Annotated in this window: 19 protein-coding genes and 2 tRNA genes; 14 read left to right on the top strand and 7 right to left on the bottom strand. The window is 59.4% G+C overall.

All coding sequences use genetic code 11. The features are described 5' to 3' along the window. Positions 1-66 precede the first annotated feature (66 nt). A complete protein-coding gene (locus DA915_RS08110) occupies positions 67-492 on the top strand; it encodes a hypothetical protein (RefSeq protein WP_223564854.1) in 426 nt (141 codons plus the stop codon). Positions 493-901: 409 nt separating this feature from the next. On the opposite strand, the gene fnrN is transcribed toward DA915_RS08110, so the two are convergent. Further along, positions 902-1,627 carry a transcriptional regulator FnrN gene (gene fnrN, locus DA915_RS08105; protein ID WP_003502897.1) on the bottom strand — a complete coding sequence of 242 codons (726 nt, stop codon included), beginning with the start codon at positions 1,625-1,627 and terminating at the stop codon, positions 902-904. 212 nt (positions 1,628-1,839) lie between these two features. On the opposite strand from fnrN, the gene hemN reads away from it, so the two are divergent. The 8 genes from hemN (at position 1,840) to DA915_RS08065 (ending at position 9,940) form a co-directional block, all read left to right on the top strand. After that, positions 1,840-3,189 carry an oxygen-independent coproporphyrinogen III oxidase gene (hemN, locus tag DA915_RS08100; protein WP_107675575.1) on the top strand — a complete coding sequence of 450 codons (1,350 nt, stop codon included), beginning with the start codon at positions 1,840-1,842 and terminating at the stop codon, positions 3,187-3,189. A gap of 114 nt (positions 3,190-3,303) precedes the next feature. Continuing rightward, positions 3,304-3,588: an acyl carrier protein gene (locus DA915_RS08095; protein WP_003495848.1), complete on the top strand. Its 285-nt coding sequence runs from the start codon at positions 3,304-3,306 to the stop codon at positions 3,586-3,588. An 89-nt stretch (positions 3,589-3,677) separates the two neighbouring features. Beyond that, the gene (locus DA915_RS08090; RefSeq protein WP_107675574.1) at positions 3,678-4,157 is read left to right on the top strand and encodes a 3-hydroxyacyl-ACP dehydratase FabZ family protein; all 480 of its coding nucleotides are present in this window, start codon (positions 3,678-3,680) and stop codon (positions 4,155-4,157) included. A gap of 208 nt (positions 4,158-4,365) precedes the next feature. Then, complete coding sequence (locus DA915_RS08085; RefSeq protein WP_107675573.1) at positions 4,366-5,562, top strand: beta-ketoacyl-ACP synthase; 1,197 nt, start codon at positions 4,366-4,368, stop codon at positions 5,560-5,562. Positions 5,563-5,573: 11 nt separating this feature from the next. Beyond that, the gene (locus DA915_RS08080; protein ID WP_003502883.1) at positions 5,574-6,857 is read left to right on the top strand and encodes a beta-ketoacyl-ACP synthase; all 1,284 of its coding nucleotides are present in this window, start codon (positions 5,574-5,576) and stop codon (positions 6,855-6,857) included. Positions 6,858-7,002: 145 nt separating this feature from the next. Beyond that, a complete protein-coding gene (locus DA915_RS08075; protein WP_003502882.1) occupies positions 7,003-8,031 on the top strand; it encodes a zinc-binding dehydrogenase in 1,029 nt (342 codons plus the stop codon). A gap of 5 nt (positions 8,032-8,036) precedes the next feature. Then, on the top strand, positions 8,037-8,966 hold the full coding sequence (locus DA915_RS08070) for a lipid A biosynthesis lauroyl acyltransferase (RefSeq protein WP_003502881.1): 930 nt from the start codon (positions 8,037-8,039) through the stop codon (positions 8,964-8,966). A gap of 278 nt (positions 8,967-9,244) precedes the next feature. Beyond that, entirely contained in the window at positions 9,245-9,940 is a 696-nt protein-coding gene (locus DA915_RS08065; protein WP_003502880.1) for a hypothetical protein, read from the top strand. A 56-nt stretch (positions 9,941-9,996) separates the two neighbouring features. Here DA915_RS08065 and DA915_RS08060 read toward each other — a convergent pair whose 3' ends face one another. Next, complete coding sequence (locus DA915_RS08060; RefSeq protein WP_003502879.1) at positions 9,997-10,800, bottom strand: TSUP family transporter; 804 nt, start codon at positions 10,798-10,800, stop codon at positions 9,997-9,999. A 180-nt stretch (positions 10,801-10,980) separates the two neighbouring features. Between DA915_RS08060 and DA915_RS08055 the strand changes: the two genes are divergently transcribed. The 5 genes from DA915_RS08055 to recJ all read left to right on the top strand — a co-directional run bounded on the left by DA915_RS08055 (position 10,981) and on the right by recJ (position 17,151). Further along, complete coding sequence (locus tag DA915_RS08055) at positions 10,981-11,940, top strand: nucleoside hydrolase (protein WP_031233911.1); 960 nt, start codon at positions 10,981-10,983, stop codon at positions 11,938-11,940. Positions 11,941-12,242: 302 nt separating this feature from the next. Then, on the top strand, positions 12,243-13,463 hold the full coding sequence (locus tag DA915_RS08050; protein ID WP_003502876.1) for an LL-diaminopimelate aminotransferase: 1,221 nt from the start codon (positions 12,243-12,245) through the stop codon (positions 13,461-13,463). A gap of 61 nt (positions 13,464-13,524) precedes the next feature. Continuing rightward, entirely contained in the window at positions 13,525-14,835 is a 1,311-nt protein-coding gene (locus tag DA915_RS08045; RefSeq protein ID WP_020012584.1) for a homoserine dehydrogenase, read from the top strand. 187 nt (positions 14,836-15,022) lie between these two features. Beyond that, positions 15,023-15,247, top strand: coding sequence for a hypothetical protein (locus DA915_RS28845; protein ID WP_035212441.1), 225 nt, complete (start codon positions 15,023-15,025; stop codon positions 15,245-15,247). A gap of 95 nt (positions 15,248-15,342) precedes the next feature. Next, positions 15,343-17,151, top strand: coding sequence for a single-stranded-DNA-specific exonuclease RecJ (recJ, locus tag DA915_RS08035; protein WP_080570139.1), 1,809 nt, complete (start codon positions 15,343-15,345; stop codon positions 17,149-17,151). A gap of 128 nt (positions 17,152-17,279) precedes the next feature. Here the strand turns inward: recJ and DA915_RS08030 are convergent. The 5 genes from DA915_RS08030 to DA915_RS08010 all read right to left on the bottom strand — a co-directional run bounded on the left by DA915_RS08030 (position 17,280) and on the right by DA915_RS08010 (position 21,444). Then, positions 17,280-17,354, bottom strand: a tRNA-Glu gene (locus DA915_RS08030). 451 nt (positions 17,355-17,805) lie between these two features. Further along, positions 17,806-17,880: transfer RNA gene (locus tag DA915_RS08025), tRNA-Glu, on the bottom strand. Between the two features lie 421 nt (positions 17,881-18,301). Then, entirely contained in the window at positions 18,302-19,075 is a 774-nt protein-coding gene (locus tag DA915_RS08020) for an amino acid ABC transporter ATP-binding protein (protein WP_003502869.1), read from the bottom strand. Between the two features lie 12 nt (positions 19,076-19,087). Further along, positions 19,088-20,245: an amino acid ABC transporter permease gene (locus DA915_RS08015; protein ID WP_003502867.1), complete on the bottom strand. Its 1,158-nt coding sequence runs from the start codon at positions 20,243-20,245 to the stop codon at positions 19,088-19,090. A gap of 2 nt (positions 20,246-20,247) precedes the next feature. Then, on the bottom strand, positions 20,248-21,444 hold the full coding sequence (locus tag DA915_RS08010; RefSeq protein WP_020809434.1) for an amino acid ABC transporter permease: 1,197 nt from the start codon (positions 21,442-21,444) through the stop codon (positions 20,248-20,250). Positions 21,445-21,515: the final 71 nt, after the last annotated feature.

Below are 21,515 nucleotides of genomic sequence, written 5' to 3'. Positions count from 1 at the left end.
GGCCGCAAAGGGCCGAACCGCAGTCGAATTCGATATCGGCGATATCCTTACAGGCGGAACATGACGATGGGCAAGCACATGGGCACATGGGGAACATATGCGGAAAACGCCGCGAGAATCGCTGTTCTTTCGCTCTCCGGCACCTTGCTCGTCACCGCGCTTGCAGCCTGCAAGGCCCCGGAGCCGATCGTTGCGCCCGCCCATATGCGCCGTCCGACGACTGAAATCGTCGGTCCGCGCCCCGTCAGCGACAATGCGGTGAGCCAGAAGCGCGACACCGACACCTATCCGACCTTCTCGCAGCCGCTGACGGCCGCGGGCACCCAGATGGGTGACGATGAGGCCTCCACCATGGAATCGAGCCTGTCGCGCCTCGGTGCGGCACGGCGCAACGGCCAGATTTCGGAAGCCGAATACAAGCGCCGGGTGGCCGAGCTGCGGGCGCTTGCCGAAAACCAGAAGCCGGTTGCGACGCCTGCAGCCTCGCAGTGAGATCATGCCGCGTATTTTGCGCGGTTTCAGAGACTGGCCAGACCATCTTTGTTGACAAGACATGCCCCCCAAACGGTCGATTCCCTATGGAGCGAGCGGGTGTGCTTTGTTTCTTCTCTCTGGCGGAGAGAAGAAACATGCGGCGATGCCGAGCTTGTAACCCCTTCTTTACCCTGCCTTTGAACCATCCGCTTACCCAAGATGTTAAGCGGATGGATGAGGTTTGCCGCTATGATGCAGCCATAACAAACAGGCCGCTGAAAAAGCGGGGCACGGGGTGAAATATCATGAAATGCATCGCCGCTTTGCTGGTTCTTGCCGGTTTTGCGCTCGCACCCGCACAGGCGCGGGCGCCGCACATCAATTTCGGGACACCTGCACTTCAGGGGCAGTGAGAGGGCAAATTCCGTCAGTCGTTGCCGGCGGCTTCGCTCAGCACGTCGAGATCAGGCACCGTGATGTGACGGTTGTTCTCGATGCGGATAATGCCTTCCTTGCGCAGCTTGGTCATTTGCCGGCTAACCGTTTCGATGGTAAGGCCAAGGAAATCGGCGATGTCGGCGCGTGAAAGCGGCAGGTCGAAACAGGATTTGTCGTCGTTTTCCGGGTCGATATGGGTGGCGATCATATAAAGGAAGCTGGCAACCTTTTCCTGTGCCGATTTGCGACCCAGCGTCAGCATCCAGTCACGCGCCTCGTCCAGTTCCTTCAGGGACTGGTTGTGAAGCTTGCGTTCCATGTCAGGCACTTCGGACACCATGCGGTCGACAACGCGGCGCGGAAAGAGACAAATCTCCACATCGGTTGCGGCTTCTGCCGTCATCTTGCTTTCCGCCAGGAACGGACGGCCGAGGAAATCCGGTGCGAATTGCAGGCCGACGATCTGCTGACGGCCATCCGACATCATTTTCGACAGCTTCACCACGCCCTTCAGGATATTGCCATAGGAGGTGACGAGTTCGCCCTGGCCGAGAAGCTCGTTGCCGGCTTCCAGTTTTTTGCGGCTGGAATGGCGGTTGAGATCGCAGAGCTGCTGTGGTGTCAGCGTGCTGCAAAGACCGCCGTGACGCGCCTCGCAGGAGCGGCAAACAACGGGCTCTTCCGAATTGTGGATGGTCTTCTGCAGCGTGTCCATAAGCCTTTTCCAGTGCTGGCTTTTCGGGACGATTGCGACCGTGGGTATCAAATACGGTCTCTTTGAAGGCTTGCGCCATGTAGCCGTCGTCCCCGCGTCTACTTTAGCAAGAACTTATGGCGCAATTTGATTGAAGTCAAAGTTGCAAACTGTCGCAGCCGTTACTGAAAGAGAGGAAATCGACATTTTCTTGATAAAAGGCAAATCGGGTGATGAATACCGAACTTCTTCACAAATATTCGGGTGCAGTGCCGCGTTACACGAGCTATCCGACCGCGCCGCATTTCCACGAGGGAATCGATAATGGCACCTATCACGGCTGGCTCGGCGCGCTTGGCCACAGGAATCGCATATCGCTTTATCTGCATATTCCCTATTGCGACCGGCTGTGCTGGTTCTGCGCCTGTCACACCAAGCACACGCTGAAATACGAGCCGATTGCAGTTTATCTTGAAGCACTTAAGCAGGAGATTGCGGCGGTTGGCGCGCTTGTTTCGCCTGATGCGGTGGTGAGTGCTGTCCATTTCGGCGGCGGTTCGCCCACCATGCTGAAGCCGGAGGATATGCAGAGCCTGATGGACTGTCTGCGGCGTCACTTCACCTTCGGGCTCGCACCTGAAATCAGCGTCGAGATGGACCCCAATGATCTGGACGACAGCCGCTATGATGCGCTTGCCGCCATCGGCATGTCGCGGGCGAGCCTGGGCGTTCAGGACTTCGATGACAAAGTGCAAAAAACCATCAACCGCATCCAGTCCTTCGAACAGACGAAATCCGTCGTGGATGCCGTTCGGGCGAGGGGCGTGCATTCGGTCAACTGCGACATCCTCTATGGGCTGCCGTTCCAGACCTGTGAGACATTGGAAAGGACCGTCAACCAGATCGTGTCGCTCGATCCCGATCGCATCGCGCTTTTCGGTTATGCCCATGTTCCCTGGATGAAAAAACACCAGTCGCTGATCCCCGAACACGCGCTTCCGGATATTGCCGAGCGCTACCGCCAGATGACGATGGCGGGCGAGATGCTGAAACAGGCAGGCTACAAGGCGATCGGCATCGACCATTTCGCCAAGCCGACCGATACATTATGCCAGACCGCAGAAGCGGGCGCGCTGCGACGGAATTTCCAGGGCTACACGACCGACACCGCCGATGCGCTAATCGGGCTCGGTGCATCGTCGATCGGCAGGCTGCCGCAGGGTTATGTGCAGAACATGGTGGCGACGGGGGAATATCAGCGTATGGCGGGCGAGGGCGGTCTTGCCGTCGTCAAGGGCATTGAACTGTCGGAGGAGGATCATCTGCGCTCGCACGTCATCGAGCGGCTGATGTGCGATTTTTCGATCGATCTTTCGGAATTGCAGCACCGTTTCGGCAAGGTGAGCCATTCCGTGAGGGATCAGGCACAGCTGTTCGCCGCAGGCGACCGGGATGGCGTGGTGCGGCTGGATGCCGATATTTTTGCCGTGACGGAGGCTGGAAAGCCGTTCGTGCGTAACATCGCGGCAATCTTCGACACCTATCTCGGTAACGGACGCGGCCGTCATTCGGTTGCTGTTTAGGCAACAGTTTTGGGGCAAATTACAAAGTTACGTCACGAAACCATTGGCTTTTTTGTGCGACTTGCCTATGTGGTGCGTCAGACAGGATAATTCATACGAACGACAATAAGGATTATGGGCGTGACAGCTACATTCGACAAGGTTGCCGACATTATCGCCGAAACCAGCGAAATCGACCGCGAAACCATTACGCCGGAGAGCCACACGATCGACGATCTGGGCATCGACAGCCTCGACTTTCTTGATATCGTTTTTGCGATCGACAAGGAATTCGGCATCAAGATTCCGCTCGAGCAGTGGACGCAGGAAGTCAACGAAGGCAAGGTTTCCACCGAAGAATATTTCGTGCTGAAGAACCTCTGTGCCAAGATCGATGAATTGCGCGCAGCCAAGGGCTGAAGCAACGATGCCCGCTTCAGGCGGGCATTTTTCTTTCTGGACCCAGCCTGTAAAGGCGGGTCGCAACCGACCAGAGACGGGCCGGACAGATGCTGCTTGAATATTTTCAGATGATCGACAAGGTCGAGGCCGTGGACATGGCGACGTGCACGTTGAAGGCGCAATCGATCGTTCCCGACCAGAGCCCGGTATTCGAAGGTCACTTCCCCGGCATGCCGCTGGTTCCGGGCGTGCTGCTGATCGAAACCATGGCGCAGGCTTCCGGCATGCTGGTTCTGGCCTTCAGCGATTTTGCGTCCATGCCGTTCCTGATGTCGGTCGACGGCGCCAAGATGCGCACCTTCGTGGAGCCGGGCGCGGTTCTCGACATCGAGGCCGTGCTAGAGCATGACGGTTCCGGTTTTGCCGTCACCAAGGCGAAGATCACCTCTGCCGGCAAGAAGGTCTGCGACGCGCAGCTTAAATTGCGCACCATGCCGTTCAGCGAAATTCCGCTCGGGCCTATCGTCAAGAAGCGGGCGGAAGAAGTCGGCCTGATGGCGGCGATTGCCGCGGATGCGCAGAAATAAGCGTTTCCACCCGTTTCGAAGGAGAGCGTTTTTCCCGTCGGCCCGGTTTTGACGCACGAAATTCGTGGGCTCGCGACGGCGGATCGGGCCTTCACCATTGCCAATCCGCATCGCGCGCTTTATTCCGCAACGCATGAAGTGGTTGTTCGCAACCGCTGTGGATAGCCGTGACCGTTTCTGCGGGGCCGGCTGCAAAGGATGACAGACGATGAAATCTGACAATGATGTGGTGATAACAGGGGTCGGCATCGTGACCTGTCACGGCGTTGGCAGCCAGGCGCATGTGGCGCTTCTTTCTGGAACCGCCGCGCCGGCGACGATTGTCGAGACCGAAAAATTCAAACCCTATCCGGTCCATCCCATGCCTGAGATCGACTGGTCCGCGCAGATTGCGAAGCGCGGCGACCAGCGCCAGATGGAAAACTGGCAGCGGCTTGGCGTTTTTGCCGCCGGTCTGGCGCTCGATGATGCCGGGCTGAAGGAAAATGCCGAAGCCTGCGCCACAATGGACATGATCGTTGCCGCCGGTGGTGGTGAGCGCGACATCAATGTCGATACGCTGATCGTCGACGAGGCGCTGAAGCGCAATGACCGCGAAAAGCTGCTCAACGAGAAGCTGACGACGGAACTGCGCCCGACGCTGTTTCTCGCCCAGCTTTCCAACCTGATGGCCGGCAACATCTCCATCGTGCACAAGGTCACCGGGTCTTCCCGCACTTTCATGGGCGAGGAAGCGGCGGGCATTTCCGCCGTCGAAACCGCATTCCACCGCATTCGCTCCGGCGAATCGAGCCACGCGCTGGTGGGCGGTGCTTTCTCTGCGGAACGTCCCGACATGATCCTGCTGTTTGAAGCCATCGGTGCACATGCGCAGGGCGGCTGGCAGCCGCTCTGGTCGCGTGGTGACCAGGACGGCGGCGGCATGGTTTCCGGTTCTCTCGGTGCGTTCCTTGTGCTGGAATCGCGCAAGCACGCCAGCGAGCGTGGCGCGCGCATTTATGCCCGCATCGACGCCATCGAGGGTGATCGCGGCAGCCGTGACGAAGGCAAGATGGAAAAGCGCATGGAGCGTCTGCTTGCCCCTGCCAAGGACGGCGCAGCCACTGTCATCTTCTCCGGCGCAAGCGGTTATGACGGTGTGACGGCCCGCGAGAAGGACATTCTCGAAAAGGCTCTGCCAAATGCTGTCATCCGCGGTTTCGGCGGTATCACCGGCCACGGGCTGGAAGCGCAGTTCCCGCTTGGGTTGGCGCTCGCGGCGCTGACCCTTGAAAGCGGCGCGAAGGTGCCGGCTTTCGACGCGGCTGAGGAAAAACCCATGGGCGAGGCGGCCAGCGAAGCCGTCGTCACCACCGTCGGCCATGTGCGCGGCGAAGGTGTCGCCGTTCTGTCCCGTGACGTGTGAGGAGAAAGACCATGACTTCCAACTTCAAGGATCATCTCGGTCGTCCCATCGTTGCCGTGACCGGCATGGGCATCATCACGTCGCTCGGGCAGGGGCTTGCCGATAACTGGGCGGCGCTGACATCAGGCAAGTCGGGCATCCACAAGATCACCCGTTTCCCGACCGAGGGGCTTTCGACGCGGATCAGCGGCACGGTGGATTTCATCGATATCCCGGTTCCGAATTCGGTCGAGCGTTCCTATGCTTTTGCGCGTGAGACCACCATCGAGGCTCTGGCGCAGGCCGGTATATCAGGTGATTTCGACGGTCCGCTCTTTCTTGCAGCACCGCCAATCGAGCCGGAATGGAGCGCCCGTTTCGAGCTTGCCGACCGGTCTCCGCCGGCTGCCCAGCCGGGTGACGCCTATGAGCGGTTCCTGACGGCTTTCCGCCAGCGTCCCGATCCGGCATTCCAGGAAGCGGCGCTGTTCGGCGCGATTTCCGAGCGTCTTTCCGACCGTTTTGGCACGCGCGGCCTGCCGGTCACGCTTTCGACCGCCTGTGCATCCGGCGCGACCGCGATCCAGCTTGGTGTCGAAGCAATCCGCCAGGGCCGCACCGAGCGGGCGCTGACGGTTGCGACAGACGGTTCTGTCAGCGCCGAAGCGCTGATCCGCTTCTCTTTGCTGTCGGCGCTTTCGACCCAGAACGATCCGCCGGAAAAGGCCTCCAAGCCATTCAGCAAGGACCGCGACGGTTTCGTGATCGCCGAAGGTGCGGCGACGCTGGTGCTGGAATCGCTCGAAGCCGCCGTTGCACGCGGCGCGAAGGTTCTCGGCATCATCAAGGGCGCCGGCGAAAAGGCCGACAGCTTCCACCGCACACGCTCTTCGCCCGATGGCGGCCCGGCGATCGCGACGATCCGCGCGGCACTTGCCGATGCGGGCGTGGCCGAAAGCGATATCGGTTATATCAACGCCCACGGCACCTCGACGCCGGAAAACGACAAGATGGAATATGGCTCCATGCTCGCCGTCTTCGGCGAGGGCCTGAAGAACATCCCGCTGTCGTCCAACAAGTCGATGATTGGCCATACCTTGACCGCCGCAGGCGCTGTGGAAGCGGTGTTCTCGCTGCAGACCATGCTGACCGGCACCCTGCCGCCGACAATCAACTACAACAATCCCGATCCGACCATCACGCTCGACGTGGTGCCGAATGTGAAGCGGGATGCTCAGGTGAGCGCGGTTCTCTCCAACTCCTTCGGGTTTGGCGGGCAGAATGCAAGCCTTGTCATGACGCGGGAACCGGCCTGACCGGTTTCACCACTAACAGGAGCGTTTTCGCTTGAATTGCGAAAACGCTCTCGCTTCTTTGATTACGCATTCCGGCCGCAAAACCGTTACAGAGGTTTGCTGGAATAGCCCTTTAGATAAACGCCCTCGGGCGAAGGACTGATATATGCGCGCTCTTCAACTCGTGGACGACCGGAAGCTCGAAAAAGTGGACCTGCCCGAACCGGATGCTCCGGCACCGGGCGAGGTGACGCTGCGCGTCAAGGCGGTTGCGCTCAACCACATCGATGTGTGGGGCTGGCGCGGCATGGCTTTCGCCAAGCGCAAGATGCCGCTCACCATCGGTGCGGAAGCCTCCGGCGTGGTCGAAGCCATCGGTCCGGGCGTGTCGAACGTGCTGCCCGGCCAGCTCGTCGCAATCTATGGCGCGCGCACCTGCGGGCTGTGTAAACCCTGCCGCGAAGGCCGTGACAATCTGTGCGAACATGTGCAGGGCGTTCACGGTTTCCATCTCGATGGTTTTGCCCAGGAAAAAATCAATATTCCCGCCCGTCAGCTCGTGCCGGCGCCGCATGGCGTCGATGCCGTTGCGGCTGCCCTTGCGCCTGTCACCTTCGGCACGGTCGAGCACATGCTGTTCGACAACGCCAAGCTCGAATCCGGTGAGACGATCCTCGTGCATGCCGGCGGTTCCGGCATCGGCACGGCGGCGATCCAGCTTGCCAAGAAGATGGGCTGCACCGTCATCACCACCGTCGGCTCCGACGACAAGATCGAACGGGCGAAGGCTCTGGGCGCCGACCACGTCATCAACTACCGGACGGACCGTTTCGAAGGCGTCGTGCGCAAGCTGACGAAAAAGAAGGGCGTCGACGTTGTATTCGAACATGTTGGCAAGGACACCTGGGCGGGCTCGATGTTCTCGCTGAAGCGCGGCGGCCGTCTCGTCACCTGCGGTTCTACGTCTGGTGTCTCCACCGATATCAACCTGATGATGCTGTTCCAGCAGCAGCTGAAGCTGCTCGGCTCCTTCGGCTGCCGTATGGAAAACATGGCCAACGCCATGCAGAAGATGGCGCGTGGCATCGTGCATCCTGTTATCGACACCGAAGTCACCTTCGACGATATCGACCGGGCGCTGGAACGTATGGAGACGCGTCAGGTGTTCGGTAAAATCGTTCTGCGGATGGATTGACCGTCTTGAAGCTTTTCCTGACACGGATCGTCCTGAAACTGGACCACTTCCGGCAGTGGCTGATCGCGACATTCGCCTTCGGCCTTCTCAACCTGCTGAAGCTCTTCCCCGCCGATGCGGGCATTCGCGCCGCCGACCGGCTGGCGCGCTGGGTGGGGCCGAAGACTGGTCGCCACAAGCTGATGCTTTATAATCTGGCACGCGCCTTTCCGGAGAAGTCAGAGGAAGAGCGGCTTGCGATCGCCATGGACAGCTGGGCCAATATGGGCCGGCTTGCGGCGGAATATGTGTTTCTCGACCGGCTGTTCGATTTCGATCCGGAAAAGAACGAGCCGGGCCGCATCGAGGTCGAGGGCACCTCGACCTTCCTCGAACTGCGCGACAATCCACGACCCTTCATCGTCTTTACCGCCCATAGCGGCAATTTCGAGCTGCTGCCGGTTGCCGGCTCGGCTTTTGGTCTCGATGTGACGGTGCTGTTCCGGCCGCCCAACAATCCCTTCGTGGCTGACAAGGTTTTCAATTTCCGCAAGGAGCGCATGGGTAATCTCGTGCCCTCGCATGCCGGCTCTTCCTTCGCGCTGGCGCGACAGCTGGAAAAGGGTGGCGGCGTGGGCGTGCTCGTCGACCAGAAATTCGGCAAGGGGCTGACGACGAAATTTTTCGGCCTTGAGGTTCGTACCAATCCGCTTCTCGCCAAGCTGGTGCGGCAGTTCAACTGCGATGTTTATCCTGCCCGCTGCGTGCGTCTTCCGGATAATCGCTACAGGCTGGAAATAGAGCCCAGGGTTGAAATTCCGCGCGATGAGAAGGGCAATGTCGATATTCAGGCGACGGCGCAGCTTCTGAACGACAAGGTGGAAAGCTGGGTGCGCGAATACCCCGGACAATGGCTGTGGTATCACGACCGCTGGGACGTGAAGCATCAGATTTGACGGGATCGTGTGCGGCCGGATTTTCGGCGATTCTCACGAAATTCGACGAGAAAATCGTGCGTTTCGGTACTTTTCCATATTTGCGGAACCTCATTTTTCGTTCATGGATTATCGAAATTGAAAAATTAGCGGCTGCTGTGATATTTTGAACAACAATCCTCGCGGCGTTCCTGCGTTTCGTTACGTCATTTTTAAGCGCAAAGACGCTACAATCAGGGGATAAAGGCTTAATCCGTTCGCATAGGTAGCGGGGTTATGCCCGTTCAGGGAGAGTTGGGTTGAAAGATTTGATTGAGTTGTTCTGGCTGCGTTATACGGAACTGCAATCTGCCGTTGGTAAAAACGAAGCCGACAAGATTGCCGTGCTGGAACGTGAACTGGAACAGCTCCTCGAGCGGGTTGTCGGACGCAAGACAGAAAACTCCGAAGATATCCGCGAGCAGTTCCGTTTTGCCATCGATCTCCTCAACCACGAGGCGGAAGACCTTGGCTGCGTGCAGCGCAACTCCGAGCTTCTTCGCACCCTTGTCGATCGCTACGTCGGCATGCCGTCAAAGGCGAAGGTCGTCGGTGACGAGGACGAAGACACTCTGGAGTGGCATCACCGCCATCTGATCCTCGATGAGGATATGCTCAACGATCTCGACGAGCCGGTGGTGATCGTTTCCCCCGGCTACCGCGTTTCCTTCGCCAATGCTCTCGATGCATTTCAGCGCAATGCCCCGGAAGGGCTTGTCGGCTGCCATATCGCCGAACTTGTCGGCGTTCACCGTTTCCAGAACAATCTCAGGGAAAAGCTCGACAATTGCTTCAAGGGCGATACGTCGAAATATACCTATGCGGAAGATCAGAACGGCCGCACGGTCGTCAAGTCGCTGGAAATGTCGCCGTGCTACTCGTCCGCCTACAAGCTAGTGGGTGCGATGGTGGTGATCCGCGAAATCGCCGATCGCCGTCGCCGCGCCGCCGGCTGAGGCAGCGGGGCGCCTTCCCATTGTCGGAATGACGAAAAAAGGCGCTCCACCATCCCTTATTTCGGGAAGATGGTTTCCCAGACAGTGGCGATCGACCAGGCGGATGATGCGTCGACAAGAAGCTTCGTCGCCATGGCAAGACATGACAGGACGAGCAGAGGGCGGATGATCTTTGCGCCGTTTTTCATCGCGAAACGGGATCCGATCTGCGCGCCGATGAACTGGCCGACCCCCATGGCCAGGCCGAGCTTCCACAAAACCGCGCCACCCATTGCAAAGACGAGAAAGCCGCCGAAATTCGAACCGAGGTTGAGAAGCTTCGTGTGGGCGGTCGCCTTCAGCATTCCGAAACCGGCAAGACCCACAAAGGCCAGCATGTAGAAGGACCCCGCGCCAGGGCCGAAAACACCGTCGTAAAAACCGATCAGCGGCGCGACCGCAAGCCCGAACACGAAGGGCGTGATGCGGCGGTGGCTGTCGACATCGCTGAGCTGCGGCTTGAAGGCAAAATAAAGCGCGATCGCAATCAACAGGAACGGCATGATGGCGCGCATGAGATCGGCCGGCACGAAGGCGGCTGTCAGCGCGCCGAGCATTCCGCCGGCCATGGCCATCAGCGCCATCGGCAATTGTTCTTTGAGATTCACATGGCCGCGTCTGGCATAGGCAAGGGTCGCAGAGGCGGAACCGAACTGCGCCTGCAGCTTGTTCGTGCCGAGCGTATCGAGTGGGGCGATGCCCATGATCATCATTGCGGGAATGACGATGAGGCCACCACCACCGGCGATGGAATCGATAAATCCGGCAAAGATGGCGACGCAGAAGAGAACGATAAAAACGTTGAGGGCGATGTCTTGCACTGGGAATGTCCGGGCAGGCGAAGGAGAGGGCTTCTTCTTTCACCGAAAGGGCCACGGCGCAATCTCTTTCTGTGCGTTCAGCAGCGGGCAGGGGATTGCGGTGTTGCCGCTTATCGTTATGTTTCCGTGGCGCGTCGCCGGAAGGACGGATGGCGCTTGAGACATATGGATGAGGGCATTATGCATAAAGTGATATTCGATACGGATCCCGGTGTGGATGACGCCATGGCGCTTCTGTTCCTGCACCGCCATCCCGATATCGATCTGATCGGCGTCACCACCGTTTTCGGCAATGCGCCCATTGATATCACCACCCGCAATGCGCTCTTCCTGAAGCGGGAATGGCAGATGACAGCACCGGTCGCCAGGGGCGCCGGCGTGACCTTCGATCCCGCCCGCAAGGAAGGCCACTGGCCGACCTTCATCCATGGCGAAAACGGTCTCGGCGATATCGATATCCCTGAGACCATCGATCTGCCGCTCGACCCGCGCCCCGCACATCGTTTCATCATCGAGACGGTAAAGGCCAATCCCGGTGAGGTGACGCTGATTGCCGTCGGCCGCATGACCAATCTGGCGCTGGCGCTCAGCGAAGAACCTGACTTCGCGGCGCTGGTGAAGGAAGTGATCGTCATGGGCGGCGCCTTCGACATGAACGGCAATGTGTCGCCGGCGGCCGAGGCTAATATTCACGGCGATCCTGAAGCGGCCGATCTCGTCTTCACCGCGCCCTGGCGCGTGATCGTTGTCGGTCTCGATGTGACGATGAAAACGGTGATGACCAGCGCCTTCATGGCTGACATGGCAAAGGCCGGCGGCAAGCCGGTGCAGCTGCTTTCGGACCTGTCGCAGTTCTACATCGATTTCTACAAGACCCGCACCGGCGACGGCATGGTGGTGCATGACAGCTGCGCCTGCGTCTATCTTGTGGCGCCTGAGCTTTTTGAAACCCGCAGCGGCCCGGTACGCGTCGTCTGCGGCGGGCTTGCCGACGGCCAGACGATCCAGAAGCCGGATGGCCGCGCCTTTCCGCCCGGTGACTGGGATGGGCATCCGAGCCAGCTCGTCTGCACAAATATCGAGCCGGAGCGCGTGCTTTCGGTCATCCGCGCCGCAATTGTGACAGGGGAGCGCGGCTGAAGGGCGGGAATGGCCGTTCTTGAGCATGGCTTGCCTTGCATTTTCCAAGAATCTGGCGTTATGCAAGTTCCCTGATCGTAGTGCGCGATCCGCCATGCCGGAGGGGCTGAAAAGGCCGTGACGGAAGGACGGGCGGATGGCCGCTATGCGGCGTGGGCCGAGAAAACCCCTGTAGGTTTTCCCGTGCTTTGCGCTACAATGAATAACGCCTGCCGGGTCGGTTCGTGTCGGCGGCGTTTAACAACAAAAAACGAACCTTCGTTATGGACCGGCAGTACCGGTCCATTCCCATGAGGAAAGAGATGGAAGAGTTTCATAAGGTCCGGCGTCTGCCGCAATACGTCTTCGAACAGGTCAACCGTTTGAAAGCGAGCGCGCGAGCGGCCGGGGCCGATATCATCGATCTCGGCATGGGCAATCCCGACCTTCCGACCCCCAAGGCGATCGTCGACAAGCTTTGCGAGGTCGTTCAGGATCCGCGTACCCATCGTTATTCCTCCTCCAAGGGCATTCCAGGCCTTCGCCGCGCGCAGGCCGGTTATTATGCCCGCCGTTTCGGCGTGAAGCTGAACCCCGATACGCAGGTCGTCGCGACCCTCGGCTCCAAGGAAGGCTTCGCCAATATGGCGCAGGCCATCACCGCGCCGGGCGACGTCATCCTGTGTCCGAACCCGACCTATCCGATCCATGCCTTCGGTTTCCTGATGGCGGGCGGCGTTATCCGTTCGATGAATGTCGAGCCTGATGACAGCTTCTTCGGCCCGCTGGAGCGCGCCGTGCGCCACTCCATCCCGAAGCCGCTGGCGCTGATCGTCAACTACCCGTCGAACCCGACGGCGCATGTCGCCTCGCTTGATTTCTACAAGGACGTGATCGCGTTTGCGAAGAAGCACGAGATCATCGTGTTGTCCGACCTTGCCTATTCGGAGATCTATTTCGACGACAACAATCCGCCGCCTTCGGTTCTGGAAGTTCCCGGTGCAATCGACGTTGCGGTGGAATTCACCTCCATGTCGAAGACCTTCTCCATGCCCGGCTGGCGTATGGGCTTTGCCGTCGGCAACGAGCGGCTGATCGCGGCGCTGACGCGTGTGAAGTCCTATCTCGACTACGGCGCCTTCACGCCGATCCAGGTTGCGGCAACGCATGCGCTGAACGGTGATGGCTCTGACATTGCCGAAGTGCGCAATGTCTATCGCCGCCGTCGCGATGTCATGGTCGACACGTTCGGCAAGGCCGGCTTCGAGGTTCCGCCGCCGGCGGCGACAATGTTCGCCTGGGCGAAAATCCCGGAAAAGTTCCGCCATCTCGGCAGCCTGGAGTTTTCCAAGCTTCTGGTCGAGAAGGCCGATATTGCCGTTGCTCCCGGCATCGGCTTTGGCGAGATGGGCGATGATTACGTCCGTCTCGCGCTCGTGGAAAACGAGCACCGAATTCGTCAGGCAGCGCGCAATCTGAAGCGTTTCCTGTCGAGCGCAGACGAAACGATGCACAACGTCGTTTCGCTTAACGCCCACAGATAAGGGCAACCGAAGGCGGCCGGGCCTCGGCCGCCACCATCACCAGCAAATCAGGAACATACCCATGGCAGATTCATTGAGAATCGGCATAGCGGGGCTCGGCACTGTCGGCGCTTCGCTCGTGCGCATCCTCCAGCAGAGAAGCAACGAACTTGCGATTACCTGCGGACGCGCGATTGAGATTATTGCGGTGAGCGCGCGCGACCGTTCGCGCGACCGCGGCATCGATCTCAAGGGTATTACCTGGTTCGACACGCCCGAGCAGATGGCAAGCGAAGCCGATATCGACGTCTTCGTCGAACTGGTCGGCGGCGCTTCCGGCCAGGCGGAAAATGCGGTGCGGGCCGCACTCGCCCGTGGTCTCCATGTGGTGACAGCCAACAAGGCGCTGCTGGCCAAGCATGGCGTCGAACTGGCGACCATTGCCGAAGACAAGGGGGCGCTTCTCAATTTCGAAGCGGCGGTGGCCGGCGGTATCCCCGTCATCAAGGCGCTGCGCGAATCCCTGACCGGCAACCATGTGTCGCGCATCTACGGCATCATGAACGGCACCTGCAATTACATCCTGACCAAGATGGAGAAGGAAGGGCTGTCCTTCGAGGCCTGTCTGAAGGAAGCGCAGCGGCTGGGTTATGCCGAAGCCGATCCGGCCTTCGATATCGAGGGCAACGACACCGCTCACAAGCTCGCCATTCTGACCACGCTTGCCTTCGGTAACAAGATTTCGGCTGATGACATCTATCTGGAAGGCATCACCAATATCTCCAGCGAGGACATTCAGGCGGCCGCCGAACTCGGTTACCGCATCAAGCTTCTCGGCGTGGCGCAGGTGACCGAATCCGGCATCGAGCAGCGCGTGCATCCGACCATGGTGCCGCTCGATTCCGTCATTGCCCAGGTGGACGGCGTGACCAATGCGGTGGCGATCGAATCCGACATTCTCGGCGAATTGCTGATGGTCGGGCCGGGTGCCGGTGGCAACGCCACGGCGTCTGCCGTGCTTGGTGACATCGCCGATATCGCCAAGAGCCGTCCGGGCGCCCAGCAGGTGCCTGTCCTCGGTCGTCCGGCGAAATCGCTGTCGGAGTATCGCCGCGCCAAGATGAAGAGCCATGAGGGCGGTTATTTCATCCGCCTGACGGTGAAGGATCAGGCAGGCGTCTTCGCCTCCATCGCCACCCGTATGGCCGATAACAACATCTCGCTGGAATCCATCGTGCAGCGCCAGCGCGTGCATGTGGAAGGCGCGCCGCAGACCATCATCCTCGTCACCCATGCGACGATGGAAGATGCGATCCGCAAGGCCGTGAAGGCCATCAAGAACGAGAAATATCTCGTCAGCGAGCCGCAGGTCATCCGCATCGAGCGGACCTGAGACGCTTCATTATTTTGATGACATCGAGAGCCGCGCTTCCATATGGAGGCGCGGTTTTTCGTTGTATGGCTGCCTGTATAGCGCCGGTGGTCCGGCGCCCATAAAATTTGAGGGGAAGGCGTCGGAAGCGCTGGAAAACAAGGCGATTCGGCATTATGGTTAATCCTGTTCACCAAGCGAGGGAGGCGTGGCCGTGACATCGATCATCCTGTTCAAGGACAATAAGCGCGCTGGCATTGCGGCCGCCCATCACCGGGCGCGGCCTCACAATGCCAATGACAATATTCGCACTATGGAATTCGACATGGGGGAGCATGAGCGCAACTGGTGTTCGCTCGCCGTCTTCTCGCTGCTGCTGCTCGTTGGCGCTGTCTCGATCGTCAGCCCGTTTTTCTCGATTTTTTCGGTGTGAAACCTCATATGCGCGTTTTTGCTTGAAAAACGCGCCACCGCCATTTAGCCCGTCTTAAGAGCGCGATCAGGCGCATGACAGGACGAATGGACAGGATGGCAATGATGGAGCCGGCCGATACCGTGGCCCGCGCATTTTTAAGCGTGGAGCGGTCGGCGACAGAACAGCGCTGGGTATCGCGGCTGGATCAGGCCGGGCAGAACCGCGCGCTGGCCATGTCCCAGATTCACGCCATTCCCGAATTGATCGCACGCGTTCTTGCCGGACGCGGGGTGGGTGTCGATGACGCCCTGGCATTCCTTGATCCGACCATCCGCTCCCTGATGCCCGATCCGCATATGCTGACCGATTGCGAGAAGGCCGCCGAGCGGCTGGTACGCGCTATCGAGACCGGCGAGAAGGTGGCGATATTCGGCGACTACGATGTCGACGGTGCAGCCTCTTCCGCACTGATGTATCGCTTTCTCGCGCATTTCGGTCTGACGCCGGAAATCTATATTCCCGACCGTATTTTTGAGGGCTACGGGCCGAACCCGGCGGCGATGCAGCAGCTTGCTGCCAATGGCGCGACGCTGATCGTGACGGTCGATTGCGGCTCAACCAGCCATGAATCGCTGCAGGCCGCCAGGGACGCGGGAACGGATGTCGTGGTGATCGATCACCACCAGGTCGGCACGGAGCTGCCGCCGGCGGTGGCGCTGGTCAATCCCAACCGCGAGGACGATCTTTCAGGGCAGGGGCATCTCTGTGCGGCAGGCGTGGTGTTCCTCGTGCTGGTCGCCACCCTGCGCCTATTGAAGGACAGGCGGAACCGGCAGGCCTTCACGCTCGATCTGCTGTCCCTTCTCGATATCGTTGCGCTTGCCACCGTATGCGATGTGGTGCCGCTGAAGGGCCTCAACCGCGCCTATGTGGTCAAGGGGCTGATTGCCGCGCGCCACATGAACAATGCAGGTCTCGCTGCTCTGTTCAAGAAGGCGGGGCTTGGTGGCCCTGTGACGCCTTATCATTTCGGTTTCCTGATCGGGCCGCGCATTAATGCCGGCGGCCGCATCGGCGATGCGGCGCTCGGCAGCCGACTGCTGACGATAGATGATTCCTCGCAGGCCGAGGTGATCGCGGAGCGGCTGGATGAGCTGAACCGTGAGCGGCAGGCGATGGAAGCGGTGATGCTCGCGGAAGCCGAAGCGGAGGCTCTGTTCGAATATGGCGACGGCTCGGGTGCGGGCGTCATCGTCACCGCCCGGGAAAACTGGCATCCCGGCATTGTCGGCCTGCTCGCCTCGCGTCTGAAAGATCGTTTCCGCCGCCCGGCTTTTGCCATTGCTTTTGATCCCTCCGGCAAGGGCACCGGCTCCGGCCGCTCGATCAACGGTTTCGATATGGGGCGCATGGTGCGCGCCGCCGTGGAGGCTGGCTTGCTGGTCAAGGGCGGTGGGCATGCCATGGCGGCCGGTCTGACGGTGGAGCGCGCCAATCTCGGCAAGCTCAGGACCTTCTTCGAGGAGGCGGCCGCAAAGACCGTGAATGAGCTGGTGGAAAGCAGCGTGCTGAAAATCGACGGCGCCATCGGCGCTTCGGGCGCTACATTGCAGCTTGTCGACCAGTTGGAGCAGGCCGGTCCTTACGGATCAGGCCACTCGCAGCCGATCTTTGCCGTGCCGGCGCATCGCCTGCGCGACGTGCGGCTCGTGGGTACAGCTCACGTCAAGATCACGCTGGAGGCCATGGACGGCTCGCGGCTGGACGGTATCGCGTTTCGCGCTGCAGAAGCGCCTCTGGGGCAGATGCTGCTGAATGCACGCGGCAGGAACATTCACGTCGCAGGCACCGTGGGCGCCGATCTGTGGCAGGGCCAGAGGCGCGTGCAGCTGCGCGTTCTGGACGCGGCTTTCGCGCCCTGACGGGGCCTTGGAACTTACCCTGAATTTTGGGAACACTGTCTCTGACGAATGGCCGAGACACGCCAATGCGTCTTTACGCGATGCGTGAAGATTTTCGTGCAGGCTGCTGATTTTTATGGAGAAGCAAGTGGCACGCCCTAGGGGAGTCGAACCCCTCTTTTCAGAATGAAAATCTGACGTCCTAACCGATAGACGAAGGGCGCGTGCGCTTGTGGTGTGGCGCCCTTATAGTCAGGCTCCCGTTGCTCCGCAAGCGGAAAAATTGATTTTTTTCGCTTCACGACGAGTTTTTTTATGGAAGCCGAAAGGGCTGTGGAAAACTGAGCCGGGACCGGCCAAGGCCTTGAAATTTCGCCGCTATCGCTGCGCGCCGGTGATGCCTTCATGCCTCGTGGAAGGCCCGGGGGTGCTTTTCCCAACCCTTAGCTGGCATCTGCCGCCCGCCGGAAAGAACCGACGCTATGATTTGTGCAAAGGGGGAAAGGCAAGCCGGTCGATTTGCCCGCTGGCGCTTCATCCGGCTTGCCTTCCATCGGGGGGACAGCACTCTAACGTGCCGACCGGGAATCGGTTCCGGCGCATCGATCGCGCGCGACGAATTCGCGATCTGCGAAGCTGCTTTGTATTTTTGAAGGGGAAGAACACGAAGGCAAGTGGCACGCCCTAGGGGAGTCGAACCCCTCTTTTCAGAATGAAAATCTGACGTCCTAACCGATAGACGAAGGGCGCGTGCGCTTGTGGTGTGGCGCCCTTATAGTCAGGCTCCCGTTGCTCCGCAAGCGGAAAAATGCATGATTTGACAAAAAAATGACATGGACCGCCAGAAGCCCTGAGAAACAAGGATTCTTGTTTCGTAACAAATGGTTAAATGGTCGGGCTGTGGCTATTTTTGAGGCCTGTTGCTTTGGATGTGGGCTGTGAAACGACGACTCAGCACAAGCGTAGGCTGGATTGGAACTAACGGCGAGGCAGTAATGAGGTAGAACATATTTGCCGTCATCCTCGCCCCTGAGGCGAGGATCCGCTCTCTAATCGCCCATGGATCCTCGCCTCAGGGACGAGGATCACGGTGGGTGTGGCCAACTGTTTCTGCAATAAAAAAACGGGGCCGAAACGGCCCCGTTGGATAATGCGTTGATGGCAAAAGTTCTCAGTGCAGAATCTGGCTGAGGAACAGCCGGGTGCGCTCGTGCTGCGGATTGTCGAAGAATTCGGCGGGCGAATTCTGTTCAACGATCTGGCCCTGGTCCATGAAGATGACGCGGTTTGCGACCTGGCGGGCAAAGCCCATTTCGTGGGTGACGCACAGCATCGTCATGCCGTCTTCGGCAAGGCTGACCATGGTGTCGAGCACTTCCTTGACCATTTCCGGGTCGAGCGCCGAGGTCGGCTCGTCGAACAGCATGATCTTCGGCTTCATGCAGAGCGAGCGGGCAATCGCCACGCGCTGCTGCTGGCCGCCGGAGAGCTGGCCGGGATACTTGTGCGCCTGCTCGGGGATCTTGACGCGCTTCAGATAGTGCATCGCCACTTCTTCAGCTTCCTTCTTGGGCATCTTGCGAACCCAGATCGGCGCCAGCGTGCAGTTTTCGAGGATCGTCAGGTGCGGGAAGAGGTTGAAGTGCTGGAACACCATGCCGACTTCACGACGCACTTCGTCGATCTTTTTCAGGTCGTTGGTAAGCTCGATACCATCAACGTTGATCAGCCCGGACTGATGTTCCTCCAGCCGGTTGATGCAACGGATCATGGTCGATTTGCCCGACCCCGAAGGACCGGCGATGACGATGCGCTCGCCTTTCATGACCTTCAGATTGATGTCGCGCAGGACGTGGAAGTCGCCATACCACTTGTTCATGCCGACGAGTTCAATTGCTACGTCCGTTGTCGAAACGGCCAGTTTTTTTGTTTGGGTTTCTGCCATTTTGAGCGTCCCTTATCGTTTATGCCCGGTGTCGAGGTGCCGTTCCATGAACAGCGAATAACGCGACATGCCGAAGCAGAATATCCAGAATACGAAACCTGCGAAAATATAACCTGTCATTGCGGTGACGGGTGTCGCCCAGTTCGCATCCGATTGGTTGAGTGTGACAATGCCGAGCAGGTCGAACATGCCGATGATCGAAACCAGCGACGTGTCCTTGAAAAGCCCGATGAAGGTGTTGACGATACCAGGAATGACGAGCTTAAGCGCCTGCGGTAGCACGATCAGTCTCGTCTTCTGCCAGTAGTTCAGGCCGAGCGAATCCGCCCCTTCGTATTGTCCTTTCGGAATGGCCTGCAGGCCGCCGCGGATCACCTCCGCCATATAGGCGGATGAGAAGAGCGACACGCCGACTAGCGCGCGCAGGAACTTGTCGAAGGTCCAGCCGTCGGGCAGGAACAGCGGCAGCATGATGCTGGCGAAGAACAGCACGGTGATCAGCGGGATGCCTCTGATGACTTCGATGAAGAGCACGCAGAGCATTTTGATGACCGGCAGGTTCGACCGTCGGCCGAGCGCCAGAAGAATGCCGAAGGGGAGCGACACGGTGATCCCGAAGAAGGACAGGATGAGCGTCACCATCAGGCCGCCCCACAGCTGCGTTTCCACCTTCGGCAGGCCAAAGACGCCGCCGATGAGCAGGAAAAACGCAATGAAGGGCAGGATGATGAAAAGCACCAGCGCGTTGAGGCGCTTGAACGGCGCTTTTGGAATCAGCATCGGTATCAGCAGGATGGCGAACGTCACCATCACGAGGATGGGACGCCAGCGTTCGTCGATCGGATAGCGGCCGAAGACGAATTGTCCGAGCTTTGCCGAAACGAAAGCCCAGCACGCACCGGACTGGCCGTCCGGCAGCGCGCCGCCCTGCGAAGCGGTCAGGCAGGCGATACGATCGCTGCCGGTCCACACCGCGTCAATGAACAGCCACTTGATGACCGGCGGCACCAGATAGGCGAGCAGGGCAAGGGCGATCACCGTCAGGACCGTGTCCTTGGGGGTGGCGAAGAGTTTGGTGCGCAGCCAGTGACCGAAGCCGACCGCGCTCGAGGGCGCGGGTCTGGCGTCCTCGATGGTCTGCCGCACGAAAGCGTGATTGCTTGTTGTCATCGTCATCTCTCCACCAGGGCCATTTTCGCGTTGAACCAGTTCATGACCACGGCCGTGAGCAGGGACAGCGAGAGATAGATGACCAGCCAGATCGCAACAACTTCGACCGCCTGACCCGTCTGGTTCAGGATCGTGCCGCCGACGGAGACGATGTCGGCGAAGCCGACCGCGACCGCAAGCGAGGAGTTCTTGGTCAGGTTGAGATATTGACTTGTCAGCGGTGGGATGATGATGCGCATCGCCTGCGGAACGACGATCAGGCGCGTCGTGGTGCTGGAGCGAAGCCCGAGCGCATCCGCAGCTTCCGTCTGGCCCTTCGCCACGGCCTTGATGCCGCCGCGAACGATCTCGGCGATGAAGGAGGCGGTGTAGAAGGAAAGCGCGAGAAACAGCGACATGAATTCAGGTGCGACGACCGCGCCGCCCGAGAGGTTGAACCGCCCGGCAATCGGGTAGTCGAAAGTCAGCGGTGAGCCGAGCGCGAGAAATGTCGCGGCCGGAAGGCCGATGATGAGAAGTGTAGCCGTGATCCCGGTGCGGAACTGCTGACCGGTCTTTTCCTGTCTCGCCTTTGCCCAGCGGTAAATGAAAAAGCTGATGACGATGGCGACCAGAAGGGCGAGCGGTATCAGCCACGTGCCTTCGCCCCAAAGGGGCTTCGGAAAGAAGAAACCGCGATTGTTGAGGTAGCTTCCGAGCGGAAGCTCCAGCGAATCACGCGCCTGCGGCAGGACTGAGATGACGCCCTTGTACCAGAAGAAGATGACGAGCAGGGGCGGGATGTTGCGGAAGATTTCCACATAGGCCTGCGCGAGCTTCGAAATCAGCCAGTTGCTGGACAGCCGGGCGATACCGACGATGAAACCGATGATCGAGGCGGCGATGATGCCAAAAAACGCAACCTGGATCGTGTTGAGAATGCCAACGAGCAAAGCCCGGCCATAGGTCGCGTCGCTGGTATAAGCGATCAGCGACTGGCCGATATCAAAACCGGCTCTTCCATCGAGGAATCCGAAGCCGGACGAAATGTTTGACCGTTGAAGATTGGTGATCGTATTCGTCACGATGATCCAGACGAAGGCGGCCAGGATGACGACTGTCAGGACCTGATAGAAAATTCCGCGTATGCGTGGATCGTAGATAAGTGACGACGCGCTTTGCGCGCGCGATCGTTGCGAACTGACCGCGTTGCCTGCCATAGGCACCTTTCCCTTTTATATGCTCTTTGCGAGCTTATTTATATAATTTTAAAATGGAGGCCGGGCGTTGC

It is taken from the genome of Agrobacterium sp. LAD9 (genome assembly GCF_003031125.1).
In the GTDB taxonomy this organism is placed as follows: domain Bacteria; phylum Pseudomonadota; class Alphaproteobacteria; order Rhizobiales; family Rhizobiaceae; genus Agrobacterium; species Agrobacterium radiobacter.
This window is presented reverse-complemented; position numbering and strand designations above follow the sequence as displayed.

Coding starts and splice junctions, on each gene's coding strand:
- DA915_RS08110 (WP_223564854.1), top strand. CDS start 67: ATGGGCAAGCACATGGGCACATGGGGAACATATGCGGAAAACGCCGCG.
- fnrN (WP_003502897.1), bottom strand. CDS start 1,627: ATGGACACGCTGCAGAAGACCATCCACAATTCGGAAGAGCCCGTTGTT.
- hemN (WP_107675575.1), top strand. CDS start 1,840: ATGAATACCGAACTTCTTCACAAATATTCGGGTGCAGTGCCGCGTTAC.
- DA915_RS08095 (WP_003495848.1), top strand. CDS start 3,304: ATGGGCGTGACAGCTACATTCGACAAGGTTGCCGACATTATCGCCGAA.
- DA915_RS08090 (WP_107675574.1), top strand. CDS start 3,678: ATGCTGCTTGAATATTTTCAGATGATCGACAAGGTCGAGGCCGTGGAC.
- DA915_RS08085 (WP_107675573.1), top strand. CDS start 4,366: ATGAAATCTGACAATGATGTGGTGATAACAGGGGTCGGCATCGTGACC.
- DA915_RS08080 (WP_003502883.1), top strand. CDS start 5,574: ATGACTTCCAACTTCAAGGATCATCTCGGTCGTCCCATCGTTGCCGTG.
- DA915_RS08075 (WP_003502882.1), top strand. CDS start 7,003: ATGCGCGCTCTTCAACTCGTGGACGACCGGAAGCTCGAAAAAGTGGAC.
- DA915_RS08055 (WP_031233911.1), top strand. CDS start 10,981: ATGCATAAAGTGATATTCGATACGGATCCCGGTGTGGATGACGCCATG.
- DA915_RS08050 (WP_003502876.1), top strand. CDS start 12,243: ATGGAAGAGTTTCATAAGGTCCGGCGTCTGCCGCAATACGTCTTCGAA.
- DA915_RS08045 (WP_020012584.1), top strand. CDS start 13,525: ATGGCAGATTCATTGAGAATCGGCATAGCGGGGCTCGGCACTGTCGGC.
- recJ (WP_080570139.1), top strand. CDS start 15,343: ATGGCAATGATGGAGCCGGCCGATACCGTGGCCCGCGCATTTTTAAGC.
- DA915_RS08020 (WP_003502869.1), bottom strand. CDS start 19,075: ATGGCAGAAACCCAAACAAAAAAACTGGCCGTTTCGACAACGGACGTA.
- DA915_RS08015 (WP_003502867.1), bottom strand. CDS start 20,245: ATGACAACAAGCAATCACGCTTTCGTGCGGCAGACCATCGAGGACGCC.
- DA915_RS08010 (WP_020809434.1), bottom strand. CDS start 21,444: ATGGCAGGCAACGCGGTCAGTTCGCAACGATCGCGCGCGCAAAGCGCG.